The sequence below is a fragment of the Streptomyces sp. NPDC087420 genome, assembly GCF_044744165.1.
In the GTDB taxonomy this organism is placed as follows: Bacteria; Actinomycetota; Actinomycetes; order Streptomycetales; family Streptomycetaceae; genus Streptomyces.
Genome location: NZ_JBIUXU010000007.1, coordinates 420,393 through 433,914 on the forward strand (window position 1 = coordinate 420,393; position 13,522 = coordinate 433,914).

Consider the following 13,522-nt stretch of genomic DNA (forward strand, 5'->3'; position numbering starts at 1 on the left):
CGGCGCGGCACCAGGCACGCCAAATCGGCGGCCCCCTTCCCGGCACCGGGAAGGGGGCCGCCTGACGCGTGTCAGCCCTCCACGGTGAAGCCCGCCCGGAGCAGCGCCTCCTCACGGGAGGAGGGGCCGACGAGCAGCTCGAAGGCGCCCGGTTCGACGATGCGGTCGCCTCCGGCGTCCACGAGGGTGCACGCGGCGACGGGCAGTTCGATGAAGACCTCGCGCGACTCGCCCGGTGCGAGGGACACCTGCTGGTACGCCTTCAGTTCCTTCTCCGCCCAGGTGACGGACGTGATGGTGTCGCTGACGTACACCTGGACGGTCTCCAGCGCCGGACGGGTGCCGGTGTTGGTCACCACGACACGCGCGCGCACCGCGTCGGCCGCCCCCAGGGTGGTCGTGAGCACCTTGAGGTCGGAGTACTCGACGGTGGTGTAGCCGAGGCCCTCGCCGAACACGAACGCCGGGCTCTGGGTGAGGTCGGCGTACCGGCTGCCGTGCTGGCCGCGTACCTGGTTGTAGTACGTGGGCTGCTGGCCGGCGTGCCGGGCGAAGGAGATGGGCAGGCGCCCCGAGGGCTCGACGAGGCCGAGGAGCACCTCGGCCACGGCGCGGCCGCCGAGCATGCCCGGGTTGAAGGCGTGCAGGATCGCCGCCGCGCCCAGCGCGGACGGCGGCAGGACGAGCGGCTTCGAGCTGATCACCACGACGACGAGCGGCTTGCCGGTGGCGGCGAGCGCGTCGAGCAACGCGACCTGTCCGCCGATGAGTTCGAGGGTCGCGGTCGACCGGCCCTCGCCGACCAGCTCGATACGGTCACCCACCACCGCGACGACATAGTCGGCGGCCTCGGCCGCGGCGACGGCCTCGGCGATCAGGGCGTCGTCCGGCTCCACGGGGACCACGACGTGCGGCCGGGGCTGCCCGTCGGGGAAGAACTCCCCCTCGGGGTCCGGGCCGACGGTGACGATGTCGGCGCCGCGCGCGTACGACACGGTCCAGTCGGCGGGTACGTGCTCACGGAACCCGTCCAGGACGGTACGGATCATGTGGCGCGGCTGGCCGTCCGGCAGCCAGTCGGCCTGGCCCGACGACCCGGCCCAGTCGCCGAGTTGGGTCTGCGCGTCGTCGGCGTTGGGCCCGACGACGGCGACCGTGCGGGGCGTGGCGCCGGGGGCGGCGACGGCGCGGCCCTCCTCGCCGGCCACCAGTCCCCCGGCGAGCGGGAGGGTGCCGTCGTTGGTGAGCAGGACGAGCGAGCGCCGGGCGGCTTCCAGGTTCAGCTCGGCGTGGCCGGCGCTGCCGATGATCTCGGCCTGCCGGACGGCGTCGGGGTGCCGGGGGTTCTCGAAGAGCCCCAGCTCGAACTTGAGCGTCAGGACACGGCGTACGGCCGCGTCGATCTCCGCCTCCTGGAGCGTGCCCGCCGCGACCGCGTCCTGCGCGCCCTCGAAGAACTGGGGCGTGGTCATCACCACGTCGTTGCCGGCCCGGACCGCCGCGGCGGCGGCCTGCGCGTGGTCGGCGTACACCTGCTGCTCCCACACCATGCGGCCGACGTTGTCCCAGTCGGTCACCAGCGTGCCGGTGTAGCCCCACTCGTCGCGCAGCACGTCGTTCAGCAGCCAGTCGTTGACCGTGATCGGCACGCCGTCCATGGACTGGTAGCCGAGCATGAACGTACGGCAGCCCTCGCGCGCGACCCGCTCGAACGGGGGCAGGAACCACGAGCGCAGCTTGCGCCGCGAGATGTCCGCCTCGCTGGCGTCCCGGCCGCCCTGCGTTTCCGAGTAGCCCGCGAAGTGCTTGGCGCAGGCCAGGATCGCCGTCGTGTCGGACAGCCCGTCGCCCTGGTAGCCGCGCACCATCGCGGAGGCCAACTCGCCGATGAGGAAGGGGTCTTCGCCGAACGTCTCGCTCACGCGGCCCCAGCGCAGGTCGCGGGTGATGCACAGCACCGGGGAGAAGGTCCAGTGGACGCCGGTCGCCGCGACCTCGACGGCCGTGGCCCTGGCGATGCGCTCCACGAGGTCGGGGTCCCAGGTCGCGGCCATGCCGAGCTGCGTGGGGTAGATCGTGGCGCCCTCCCAGAAGGAGTGCCCGTGGATGCAGTCCTCCGCGACGAGCAGCGGGATGCGCAGGCGCGTCCGCCCGGTCAGCTCGGCGGCTTCGAGGACGCGCTCGGGCGAGGCGTGGAGGATCGACCCGGCGTACATGTCCTCGATGTGGCCCCGTACCCCGTCCTTCGCGTTCAGCTGGAGCATCTGACCGACCTTCTCGGGCAGGGTCATACGGCCGACGAGGTCGTCGACCCGCTCCGCGACGGGAAGTCCGGGGTCGAGGTAGGGCGGCAAGGAGCCCACAGCAGTTCCTTTCACAACGTCGAATGTGTGTGTCGAGCGGACACCCGGACGGGGCGGCGGCGGTTCCGCTTCACGTCGTGTCCGCGGCGGAAGGACACGGTGGGGGAGCCCCGCGACGTCGGTGGTCGTCGTCCTTCGCCGGTCACCGGGCCAGGCGTGGGGCAGACCGCGGTCGTGGTCATGGTCGGTGGTCTCCCGGGTCGGAACGGCTTGCTCAGGCCACTCCGACTCACGGTAGCCCAATACCGACCTAGTGGTAAGTATGTAGGTGTGCGAACCTGCTCGGGGCCGTCCGGCCCGGGGCATCCGAGGGGCGTGAGAGCTGTCCGACGAGAACGCGAGACCGGCCGAAGAGACCGACGAGACCGACGCACGGACGCACGGACGCACCGGCGCACCGGCGCACCGGCGAGACAGGGGAGAGTGGCGAGTGACCGCCGAACCGCACCGTGGCCACGCGAAGGCCCGCGGCTACGCGAAGGGCCGCGCGAAGCGGCGTGAGATCATCGATCACGCCATGGCCCTGTTCGGTGAGGTCGGCTACCGCGGGGCCTCCCTGCGGGAGATCGCGTCGCGCTGCGGCATCTCGCACCCCGGTCTGCTGCACCACTTCCCCACCAAGGAGTCCCTCCTGTTCGCGGTGTTGGAGCACCGCGACGAAGTGGACGGCGAGTGGCTGGCGCTGGGTGGCGCGAAGGGGGTCGACCGGCTGCGGCGGCTCGCCGACCTGGCGGAGCTGAACGCCACCCGCCGGGGCATCGTGGAACTGTTCTCGGTGGTCGCGGCGGAGGCGACCTCCCCCGAACACCCGGCGCACGCCTACTTCGTGGAGCGCTACCGGGACTCGGTCGCGTCCACGGCACAGGCGTACGCCCAGGCGTCCGACGAGGGCATTCTGCGCGACGGCATCGCACCGGACGCGGCGGCGCAGCAGCTGATCGCCCTGATGGACGGGCTACAGGTGCAGTGGCTGCTCAGCGGCTGCGCCACGGACATGGCGGGGGTACTGCGCGCACACCTGAGGACACAGCTGACGGTGGCCCTGTAGGCAGTGCCCGGGGTACGGGCGCGGCCGGGGCGACGACAGTACTGACAGCCGGTCTCAGGCTTCCCCGCGAGGAGTTCACCAGGTGGTGAAGAGAAGGCCGACGAGCCGGCCGTCCTCGCTCGTCGCCTCGAACCCCGTCATGCTGATGCCGACGTACACCGGGAACCCCAGCATGTTCGCGCCGCTCTCCGGATCGACGACGTCGTTGGTCCAGTTGCCTCGCTCCGCGAGGGCCTGACCGGACAGCAGCGCCCTCTCCGTCACGCGGAGGATCTCGTTCTTCTCGTCCCCCTCATGCGGCTGCGTCACACGACTCGCGCGCTCGCTCCACAGACAGGCGTAGTTCTCGAACTCCGGCCCCCGGTCGTCATAACCGTCGTCCCAGCTCGACTTGGCCAACTCCTCGGGTTCCGCGAGGGGTATGAAGAGCGAGGTCACGTAGTACCGGAGCCCAGACTCCCCGTCGTCCCACGCGACACTGCCCGCGTAGACGGGGTACGTCCCGTCCGGCACCCTGTGGGCACGCCCGCCTCCCTCGTTCTCGTACTCGGGGGTCGTCCACCGTACGATCCCGTCGACCACCACCAGATCTCCGGCCCGGTCGATCAGCGGGGGCGGTCCGGGCATCGAGTCGATCTTGGTACCGGGCCAGGTGTCGCTGATGAATCCCGGCGCGAAGGCGTCCATATTCATGGCCACAACCTAACTCGACCACGTGGCGCGGCCGGTGGGCACCTGTGCCGGTGTTGCCAAGGTCCCGGTCCGCTGTGCGGCACGGATACCCGTGCGGCCGGTGCGACTGAGCGCCGAAGAAGGCGCGGACCGGGGGCAGTTGGAGCGCACGCCGGTACGTCGCGGCCCGGCCACACCGCTCGGGCGAAAACAATGCGCGGGCCTCTGCCGGGGGCCTCGGCTACAGTCGGCTCTCTCTTCCTCGGTCACGTATCGGTCAGGCACCCGCGAGCCGGGGTCAGACAGCTCACTGGGGGATTGGGCAGGATGCAGTGCGAACACACCGACCTGCCCGACGTGCTGACGTACCAGAGCGGCGCCGACGGACGTCCGTCGGCTGAGGCATCCAAGTCGCCCCAGCCGCAGGCGAGTTCACCCGGTGCCTCCGGCACGAACGCCTGGCCGCGGTCGTGACCATGGCCAGGACCGAGCGTGTCCACTACCCCCGTACACCACATCTGCCCTGGTCGCCGGGGGCGACCTCGGACGCCGTACGAGCCGCCGTCGGCGACCACCACACCGGCTTCGCCCTCCTGGCCGGGCAGGTCAAGGAGTGGGCGAAGGCGCGCGGACTCGACTCCGCCCCGTTCGGCGGACTGCCGGGTCTGGCCTGGTCGGTACTCGCGGCCCGCACGACCCGCGAGGCCGGCGGCCTCCCCCACGCCGCCCTGCTCCGGCACTTCTTCGCGACGTGGGCCGCCTGGGACTGGCGCGACCCGATCGCCCTCACGCCCACCGACACCACCACCACGGCCCAGATCCCGACGACCCCCACCACCCCGGTCCAGATCCTCACACCCCCCGCCACCCCGGTCCAGATCCTGACCCCGACATCCCCGGTGCGCCTGTGCACCGCGCAAGTCGGCCCCGGATTCCGGGACTTGCTGACCCAGGAGCGAGCTCTACCGGGCCTGGGAGATCGCGGAGACAGCGGCGAGCACCGGCACCGACCCGCTGCCCCGGCTCCGGACTCCCCCACCCCTGCACCGCAGGCACGCCGCCTGGCTGGTCCTGACCGTACGGGCCCCCGACGCGAAGGTTCACACCACCACCCGCGTCCCGCCTCACCGGGATCACCACAAGGTGGAGCAAGGGCCTACCCGGCGTGGAAACCCACACAGCAGAGGGCGGCGCCCTGCCGACACCGCGCCGACCTACGTCACCTGGCGTCTGCGCGCCCTCGAAGCCCGAAGATTGCTGACGTTTCCGCAGGTCTTCGTGGAGTGCCAGGCGCGCGAGCGGTTGGGTGAGGAGTCGTAGAAGCACGCGCCGCACCCCGGCTGGGCGCACGTCTTGAGGCGGTTCCAGGTGCCCGCCGTGCGGGCCAGCAGCATCTCCATCGCCACCAGAGCGCTCACGCCGTCGGCTCCGCCCCGCGACGGGGTGTACTCCACCTCGCCGTCCGCCGTGATGTCCAGCCGGACCTCGGAACCCATCCGGCGGAAGCCCCGCTCGCCCGGTGGCAGCGTCCCGGCGTTCTCCGCCGTCGCGCGCAGGCCGTGGCGCAGGGACTCGCGCAGTTCCCGCAGGCCGTCGAGGTCGGCCTCCCGGAGGTCGATCGCGGGGGCCCGCAGTCCCGACTCGGCCGACCAGTCCGCCACCGCCCGGTCGAGCCAGACGCGGGCTCTCGGCAGGTCGGCCAGCAGATCCAGGCCCGGCTGTCCCCTCCAGGCGTAGAGGGAGGTGTTCACCAGGTCCTGCACCAGGCGGAGGCCGGCGGGGGCCAGGGCGAGATCGAAACGCCCGGTCGTGCCACGGTCCCGTTGAGTGAGGGTGTCTTCCTCCTCGTACCTCATGACGTAATCGTAACTTTTTTACGTACGTCATGCGCGCCGAAATATTCAGTGAATTCCTTTGACATTCACGAATGGCATGACCCGTTCCTCTCCCTTGCGATTGCCGCTTCTACTTCACGGGCGTTGCGGGCGTTACGGGCGTTACGGGCCCGGCGCCGTTCCCCCGCTCCGCCGCCACGATCTCGCGCACCGCCGGGGCGACCTCCGCCGCGAACTGCCGGATGACGTCCGGGGACTCCGCGCGGTAAAGGAAGAACGCGCTGATTCCGTGGGAGAGGGCGAGGTCCGCCAGCTGCTCGACCCACAGCCGCGGCGGCCCGTCCAGGAAACCTGAGCCGGAATCCGGCGCGAATCGTCCCTCGATGTTGTACCCACGCCGCACCTCCCCCGGCGAGCGTCCCGCTTCCAGCGCGGCCTCGTCGATGACCCGGTTCGCCGCCGGCAGGTGTTCCGGCGGCAGGAACGGCGAGCTGGGCACCCAGCCGTCCGCGACCGCGCCCACCAGGCGGAGCATCCGGGGCTGGTACGCGCCCAGCCAGATGCCGAGGTCGTGCACGGGACGTGGCCCCGGCTTCACCCCGGCCAGCCGGTAGTGCCCGCCCTCGAAGCTCACCGCGCTGTCCGAGGTCCACAGGGCGCGGATGATCCGTACCGCCTCCTCCAGCGCGTCGACCGACTCGCCGGCGTTCCGCCGCGGACCGCCCTCGGCGACGACCAGGTCCCACATCTGCTGGGCCCCCGTGGCGAGGCCCAGTTCGAAGCGACCGCCGCTGAGGATGTCGAGGGTCGCGGCGGTGCGGGCGAGGGTGGTGGGCGGGCGCAGCGGGAGGTTCGCCATGTTGGACATCACCGTGATGCGCTCCGTCCTGGCCACGACGGCGGCCAGCAGGATCATGGTGTCGAGCCGTTCCGGCCAGTACGGATGGTCCGAGAGCGTCACCACGTCGAGTCCGACGGCCTCCATCAGGTCGGCGAGGGCGAGGACGTCCCGCGGCCGGTCGGCGGGCGGTTCCAGCAGGGCCCCGAACATCAGGTCGTGACCGTGGTCGCGCCCGTATGTGCGGCCGTTGTCGTACCGGTGGCCGCTCATCGCCGCGCCCCCGTCCGCGGCGGCGCCGGCGTGCCGTACACCCTCACCGCGTGCCGCGCGAACGCCTGCGCGGCAAGGTCCGCGATGACCGGACGGATCTCCGGCGGCATGCCCGCCACGATGTCCCTGACGGTCTCGGGGTCGCCCTCGTACGCCATCATCCCGAAGATCAGCGCCATGTGTTCCGGTGCCAGATCGGCGCCGCCCTCGGCGACCATCTGCCCCCACTCGGCCGCTGTGATGTGCTTCTCGATCAGCGGAAGTGCCTGGTCCTCCTCGACCGCGAGGTGCTCGACCAGCAGGTCCAGCAGCCGCCGCAGCGCGTCGGTGAGCGCCGCGCCGTCCTCCGGGTCGACGGTGACCCGCCACGTGGCCGACCGGTCCCGTACCTCACCGTTGGCCCGCTCGATCGCCTCGTGCTGGTCCTCCATGACCCGTACGACCGCCGCCGCGTCCGGGCCGCCCCTGGTCAGGAGCCTGGGCCACAGGTGCAGGTCCTCGCCGTGGTGGTGATGGCGCAGCACGGTGTCCACGAGGTCGAGGTGGTCGGCGACGATCCGCGCGCGCTCGGCGTCGCCGCTCGCCACCCCGCGTACGAGGTCGGGCGCGAGGCCGATCTCGCGACGGAACATGGAATGCGCCAGATACATGTCACGCACATCGGCATAGGGCTCGTTATTCATGTTCGTTTCCCTGAGAGTGTCCGCGTTTTTTGTGCTTTCCGAATGTGAACACTAACTGGGCGCCGCTCATTTTCCGGGAAATTGTCCGGAAAGCGAAATTGATTATCCGCGGAGCGTCCTCAATGGCGTCTGGCCGTATGCGGCCTCGTGCGCGGCGGCGAACCGGCCGAGATGACGGAAGCCCCAGCGCCGCGCGACCGCGGCGACGGATTCGGCGAAGGGGTCGGCGGCGCGCAGTTCTTCGTGCGCCCGGCGCAGCCTGACCTCTCGTACATAGGCCATCGGCGGCATTCCCAGGTGCCGGCGGAAACCGTTCTGGAGCGTACGGACGCTGACGTCGCAGGACGACGCCAGCAGCGACACGGTCAGGGGCGCCCGCGGGTCGGCCTCGATGAGGTCGACCGCCGCGCGGACCGCGGCCGGGCGCGCGGCGCCCACGGGTGTCCTCAGCTGCTCGGAGTACGAGTGTGTCGCGGCCAGAAGAAAGCCGTTCACCATGCTCTCCGCCAGCGGGGCCGCGACGAGCGGCTGGTGGAGCAGGCTGTCCGGCGCGGCCGACTGCCGGTTGACCGACAGCAGGAGGTCCGCCCAGCCGCGCCCGAAGCCGGCGGCGGTGTTCATGGTGTGTCCGAAGGTGATCCGTGCCGGTGTGCGGTCGCCCAGGAGCCGGGCCAGCGCGGCATTCATGGACGGCAGGTCGAACCGTACGCACAGCGCGTGGTAGCCCGCGGCCCACCGGCCGGCGAACGATCCCCCGCCCGGCCGGAAGACGGCGGTGGCCTCGCGGGTATGGGTCAGCTCGACGCCGCGGTGGCGCGAGTCGAAGCGGCCCGCGAGCGGGAGGTGGACGTAGTAGTGGGCGCCGACGTCGTCGCAGGCGACGGCCCAGTCGTGCGGGAAGGTGACGTCGCCGAGGCCCACGGGACCGAGCCGGACCTCGCGGTAGGTCGAGGCGAAGCGGGCTTCCGTCGTGCCGATCGTGTCGATCGTCGGGGTGTGCAGGGGCACTGTCCCTCCTCGGGGCGTCGATGCCGTTCCGAGAGTGGAAACGTGTGACAGGGAGGGCGGGGTTCACCGCGTACGGAGCCGACCACGCCCGCACCCCAACGTAACTCTCCTGCCGCCTCCGGCGTCGCTCCAGAGGGCTCGCCGGAAAAGTCCGTGTTTCTGTGTGATGAACCAGCCGTCCTGAGCCCCTCCGGGTTGGTTCACTGACCGTCATGGACCTGAACACGGTGACGGAGGTACGGGACGCGCGCGACGCCGCGCCCTGGCTGCCGGGCGATGCCTGGCTGGGCGGCGGGACGTACCTGTTCTCCGAGCCGCAGCCGCACCTGCGGCGGCTGGTGGACCTGAGCCGTACCGGCTGGACCCCGGTCGGCACGCACCCGGACGGCTCGCTGGAGATCGCCGCGACCTGCACCATCGCCCAGCTGTCCCGGTTCGCGAAGGAGCTGAGCGCCGAAGCCGCGCCGCTGTTCGAGGAATGCTGCCGTGCCTTCCTCGCCTCCTTCAAGATCTGGAACATGGCCACGGTGGGCGGGAACCTCTGCAACGCCCTCCCGGCCGGTCCGATGATCTCCCTCACCGTCGCGCTGGACGGAGTGTGCCTGCTGCGCTCCCAGGCCGGTCTCCTGCGCCGGGTCCCGGTCACGGACTTCGTCACCGGCGCGGGCCGTACGGTGCTGGCCGAGGGTGAGCTGCTGCGGTCCGTCACCCTGCCCGCCCGGGCCCTCGCCCGCCGTACGGCCTTCCGGCAGGCGTCGCTGTACGGGCTCGGCCGCTCGGGTGTGCTGGTCGTCGGCGCGCTCGACCCCGTCGACCGCTCCCTCGCGATCACGGTCACCGCCTCGACCGTCCGCCCGGTCCGGCTGTGGTTCCCGCTGCCGCCCACGGCGGACGAGGTACGTACCGCGATCGGCGGGGCCGTCGCCGGGGACGAGTGGTTCGACGACATCCACGGGCTGCCGGAGTGGCGGCGGCACATGACATTCAGGTACGCGGAGGAGATCCGCCGGGAACTGTCACCGGCCGAGGAACACACCCGGTGAGCGGGGACATCCAAGAAGCGCCAGGAAGCGGGGACCGCCCAGTGAGCTTCGGGATCGAGGTGAACGGCCGGCCGTTCACACACGAGCCGCGCCCCGGCCAGTGCCTGCGCACCTACCTGCGCGACAGCGGCTGGTTCGGTGTGAAGAAGGGCTGCGACGCCGGCGACTGCGGGGCCTGTACGGTCCATGTGGACGGCGAGCCCGTGCACAGCTGCCTCTACCCGGCCTTCCGCGCCGACGGCCGTACGGTCACCACGGTCGAGGGCCTCGCCTCGGAGAACGGCGAACTCCACCCCGTACAGAGACGGTTCCTGGACGCGCAGGGTTTCCAGTGCGGCTTCTGCACAACCGGGTTCCTGATGACGACCGTCGCCCTGGACGAGGACCAACGCGCCGACCTGCCCCGCGCGTTCAAGGGCAATCTGTGCCGCTGCACCGGCTACCGCGCCATCGAGGACGCGGTACGGGGGGTGCGCCACGCCGAGGCTCCCGCGCCCGGCGAGGCCGTGGGCCGCAACCTGCCGGCGCCCGCCGGACCGCAGGTCGTGACGGGCACCGCCCGCTACACCTTCGACGTCGACCTGCCCGGCCTGCTCCACATGAAGCTGTTGCGCTCCCCGCACGCCCACGCCCGCGTCCTCGCCGTCGACACCTCCGCCGCCCTGCGCGTACCCGGTGTGCACGCCGTCCTGACCCATCACGACGCTCCCCAGGGGCACTTCTCCACCGCGCGCCATGAACACCCCGAGGAGGACCCGGCCGACACCCGCGTCCTCGACGACACCGTCCGCCACATCGGCCAGCGTGTGGCGGCGGTGGTCGCGGACAGCGAGGCCGCCGCCGAGGAGGGCTGCCGCCGCGTCGAGGTGACGTACGACGTGCTGCCCGCCGTCATCGACCCGGAGGAGGCGATGCGTCCCGGCGCACCGGTCGTCCACGACAAGGACCCGGAGACGGCCCGGATCGCACGCCCCCGGGACAACGTCGCCGGCGAGACACACGGCGAGATCGGCGACGTCGAGGCGGGCTTCGCCGAGGCCGACGCCGTGTACGAGGACACGTACCGCACCCAGCGCGTCCAGCACGCCAGCCTGGAGACGCACGGAGCCCTCGCCTGGCTGGACGAGGACAACCGGCTGAACGTACGCACCAGTTCACAGACCCCCTTCCTGACGCGGCGTGCGCTGTGCGCGTTGTACGACCTCCCGGAGGAGCGGGTACGGGTGGTCGCGGGCCGGGTCGGCGGCGGTTTCGGCGGCAAGCAGGAGATGCTGGTCGAGGACATCGTGGCGCTGGCGGTGCTGCGGCTGGGCCGCCCGGTGAAGCTGGAGTACACCCGGGCCGAGCAGTTCTACGGCTCCACCACCCGGCACCCGTTCACCGTCCGCCTCAAGGTCGGCGCCCGCCGCGACGGCACACTGACCGCGATGCGGCTGCGTGTGGTGTCCAACACGGGCGCGTACGGGAATCACGGCCCGTCGGTGATGTTCCACAGCGTCGGCGAGTCGCTGGCGGTCTACCGCGCCCCGAACAAGAAGGTCGACGCCTTCGCCGTCTACACCCACACCGTCCCGGCCGGTGCCTTTCGCGGCTACGGACTGGGCCAGGTCATGTTCGCGGTCGAGTCGGCCCTCGACGAACTCGCCCGACGGCTCGGCCTGGATCCACTGGAGTTCAAGGCGAAGAACATCATCGGGCCCGGAGAGCCGCTGATCACTCCCGGCGGCTGGGACGAGGACCTGCACGTCGCCAGCTACGGCCTCGACCAGTGCCTCGGTGTGGTCCGGCGCGCGCGGGCCGAGCCGGTGACCGGCGCCGGGGCCGAGGGGGGCGGGAACGAGACCGTACCGGACGGCTGGCTGGTCGGCGAGGGAACCGCCCTCGCGATGATCGCCACCGGCCCTCCCGGCGGCCACCTCGCCGATGCCCGCGCCACCCTGCTGCCCGGCGGCACCTTCGATCTCGCCGTCGGCACGGCCGAGTTCGGCAACGGCACCACCACCGTCCACCGGCAGATCGCGTCCGGCGAACTCGCCACCACCGTCGAGCGGATCACCGTCCGGCAGTCCGACACCGACGTCGTACGCCATGACACCGGCGCCTTCGCCTCCACCGGCATCGTCGTCGCGGGGAAGGCCACCCTGCGCGCCTCCCGCGCCCTCGCCGGCCTGCTCCTCGACTTCGCCGCCGGCCACCTGCGCGTACCGCGCGCCGACTGCCGGCTCACGGAGGAGGCGGTGGTCCACCGGGGCGGCAGGCTGCTCCTGAAGGAGCTGTACGAGGCGGCCCGGGCGCGGGGCGTCACCCTGGCCGCTGACGGGCACTTCGGGGGCGCCCCGCGCTCGGTCGCCTTCAATGCCCAGTGGTTCCGCGTCGCCGTCGACCCCGGCACGGGCGAGATCCGCATCCTGCGCAGTGTGCACGCGGCCGACGCGGGCACGGTGATGAACCCGATGCAGTGCCGCGGCCAGGTCGAGGGCGGAGTCGCCCAGGCGCTGGGCGCCACGCTCTTCGAGGACGTACGGGTCGACGAACGCGGCGAGGTCGAGACCGCCGACTTCCGCCGCTACCGTGTCCCCCAGTACGCCGATGTCCCGCGCACCGAGGTCCACTTCATGGAGACCGCCGACAGCATCGGCCCCCTCGGCGCCAAATCGATGAGCGAGAGCCCCTTCAACCCGGTCGCGCCCGCCCTGGCGAACGCCCTGCGCGACGCGACGGGCCTCCGCTTCACCCAACTCCCCCTCACCCGGGACCGGGTGTGGCTGGCCCTGGACGCCGCGGGGGTGACGGCGTCGAGCCGGCGGAGCTGACGGCGGTGATCGACGCCGGTCCGGCCCATTCTGGCTGGAAGACCCCGGAGCAGGGGGGCCCGCGTCCGAAGGACGACGACCGGGACCCGTGCCGCTGACCCGTCAGCCGAAGCGGCCGTTCACGTAGTCCGACGTCCGTTCGTCGCGGGGGCGGTTGAACATGTCGTCCGTCGGGCCGTGTTCGACGATCGCGCCCGGGGTGCCCTGTTCCGCGAGGAAGAAGGCGCACGAGTCGGAGACGCGGGCCGCCTGTTGCATGTTGTGGGTGACGATGACGATCGTCACCTCGTGCTTCAGGTCGTGGATGGTCTCCTCGATCCGCCGCGTCGAGGTCGGGTCGAGGGCCGAGCACGGCTCGTCCATCAGGAGGACGCGCGGGCGCACCGCCAACGAGCGTGCGATGCAGAGGCGTTGCTGCTGGCCGCCGGAGAGCGCGCCGCCGGGCTGGCGGAGGCGGTCCTTCACCTCGCGCCACAGGCCCGCCTTGGTCAGGCACTCCTCGACCAGGTCGTCCTTGCCGTCCCGGGGGGCCTTGATGCCGTTCAGTTTCAGACCGGCGAGGACGTTGTCGTACAGGGTCATCGCGGGGAACGGGTTCGGCTTCTGGAAGACCATGCCGATCTCACGGCGGGCGCGGGTGATGCGCCGGCCCCGGTCGTAGATGTCGTCGCCGTCGAGGAGCACCCGGCCCGCCAGCGAGGCCGAACCGATCAGTTCGTGCATGCGGTTGAGGATCCGCAGGAAGGTCGACTTGCCGCAGCCGGACGGGCCGATGAGGGCGGTGACCTCGCGGGCGGGCATGGTCAGCGAGACCCGGTCCAGGACCTTGTGGTCACCGAACCACGCGGAGATCGCCGACGCCTCCAGCGTGGCCGGGCCGCCGGTGGTCAGACCCCGTACCGGTGGCAGGGCGAGTGTGTCGAGCAGATCCGGGGTGGTGGTCATG

General features: G+C 71.6%; 10 protein-coding genes and 1 pseudogene. 4 read left to right on the forward strand and 7 right to left on the reverse strand.

Annotated elements, in window-relative coordinates; translation table 11 throughout:
- Positions 1–71: 71 nt before the first annotated feature.
- Positions 72–2,363 (reverse strand): glycoside hydrolase family 3 N-terminal domain-containing protein, encoded by a 2,292-nt coding sequence (locus ACIO1C_RS17180; RefSeq protein WP_401864016.1) that lies wholly within the window; start codon positions 2,361–2,363, stop codon positions 72–74.
- A gap of 430 nt (positions 2,364–2,793) precedes the next feature.
- On the opposite strand from ACIO1C_RS17180, the gene ACIO1C_RS17185 reads away from it, so the two are divergent.
- A complete protein-coding gene (locus tag ACIO1C_RS17185; RefSeq protein ID WP_401864019.1) occupies positions 2,794–3,411 on the forward strand; it encodes a TetR/AcrR family transcriptional regulator in 618 nt (205 codons plus the stop codon).
- 75 nt (positions 3,412–3,486) lie between these two features.
- Here ACIO1C_RS17185 and ACIO1C_RS17190 read toward each other — a convergent pair whose 3' ends face one another.
- Positions 3,487–4,104, reverse strand: coding sequence for a hypothetical protein (locus tag ACIO1C_RS17190; RefSeq protein WP_401864022.1), 618 nt, complete (start codon positions 4,102–4,104; stop codon positions 3,487–3,489).
- A 521-nt stretch (positions 4,105–4,625) separates the two neighbouring features.
- On the opposite strand from ACIO1C_RS17190, the pseudogene ACIO1C_RS17195 reads away from it, so the two are divergent.
- Positions 4,626–5,344, forward strand: a pseudogene (locus ACIO1C_RS17195) (poly(A) polymerase); the annotation flags it as partial.
- On the opposite strand, the gene ACIO1C_RS17200 reads toward ACIO1C_RS17195, so the two are convergent.
- From ACIO1C_RS17200 to ACIO1C_RS17215, 4 genes are all read right to left on the reverse strand, one after another.
- Complete coding sequence (locus ACIO1C_RS17200; RefSeq protein ID WP_401864025.1) at positions 5,298–5,939, reverse strand: CGNR zinc finger domain-containing protein; 642 nt, start codon at positions 5,937–5,939, stop codon at positions 5,298–5,300. The pseudogene ACIO1C_RS17195 and the gene ACIO1C_RS17200 sit on opposite strands and share 47 nt — an antisense overlap.
- Positions 5,940–6,048: 109 nt before the next feature.
- The gene (locus tag ACIO1C_RS17205; RefSeq protein WP_401864028.1) at positions 6,049–7,029 is read right to left on the reverse strand and encodes an LLM class flavin-dependent oxidoreductase; all 981 of its coding nucleotides are present in this window, start codon (positions 7,027–7,029) and stop codon (positions 6,049–6,051) included.
- A complete protein-coding gene (locus ACIO1C_RS17210; RefSeq protein ID WP_401864031.1) occupies positions 7,026–7,712 on the reverse strand; it encodes a hemerythrin domain-containing protein in 687 nt (228 codons plus the stop codon). Before ACIO1C_RS17210 ends, ACIO1C_RS17205 begins: the two co-directional genes overlap by 4 nt.
- A gap of 102 nt (positions 7,713–7,814) precedes the next feature.
- Positions 7,815–8,720, reverse strand: coding sequence for an AraC family transcriptional regulator (locus ACIO1C_RS17215; protein WP_401864034.1), 906 nt, complete (start codon positions 8,718–8,720; stop codon positions 7,815–7,817).
- 212 nt (positions 8,721–8,932) lie between these two features.
- Here ACIO1C_RS17215 and ACIO1C_RS17220 point away from each other — a divergent pair, with 212 nt between their 5' ends.
- A complete protein-coding gene (locus tag ACIO1C_RS17220) occupies positions 8,933–9,763 on the forward strand; it encodes an FAD binding domain-containing protein (protein WP_401864036.1) in 831 nt (276 codons plus the stop codon).
- Positions 9,764–9,804: 41 nt separating this feature from the next.
- A complete protein-coding gene (locus tag ACIO1C_RS17225; RefSeq protein WP_401864039.1) occupies positions 9,805–12,576 on the forward strand; it encodes a molybdopterin-dependent oxidoreductase in 2,772 nt (923 codons plus the stop codon).
- 102 nt (positions 12,577–12,678) lie between these two features.
- Here ACIO1C_RS17225 and ACIO1C_RS17230 read toward each other — a convergent pair whose 3' ends face one another.
- A complete protein-coding gene (locus ACIO1C_RS17230) occupies positions 12,679–13,521 on the reverse strand; it encodes a phosphate ABC transporter ATP-binding protein (RefSeq protein WP_401864041.1) in 843 nt (280 codons plus the stop codon).
- Between the last annotated feature and the right edge of the window lies 1 nt (position 13,522).

What these genes read in the sequence shown, in the direction of transcription:
- ACIO1C_RS17205 (WP_401864028.1), bottom strand. Translation starts at nt 7,029, where the DNA reads ATGAGCGGCCACCGGTACGACAACGGCCGCACATACGGGCGCGACCAC.
- ACIO1C_RS17220 (WP_401864036.1), top strand. Translation starts at nt 8,933, where the DNA reads ATGGACCTGAACACGGTGACGGAGGTACGGGACGCGCGCGACGCCGCG.
- ACIO1C_RS17190 (WP_401864022.1), bottom strand. Translation starts at nt 4,104, where the DNA reads ATGAATATGGACGCCTTCGCGCCGGGATTCATCAGCGACACCTGGCCC.
- ACIO1C_RS17200 (WP_401864025.1), bottom strand. Translation starts at nt 5,939, where the DNA reads ATGAGGTACGAGGAGGAAGACACCCTCACTCAACGGGACCGTGGCACG.
- ACIO1C_RS17210 (WP_401864031.1), bottom strand. Translation starts at nt 7,712, where the DNA reads ATGAATAACGAGCCCTATGCCGATGTGCGTGACATGTATCTGGCGCAT.
- ACIO1C_RS17230 (WP_401864041.1), bottom strand. Translation starts at nt 13,521, where the DNA reads ATGACCACCACCCCGGATCTGCTCGACACACTCGCCCTGCCACCGGTA.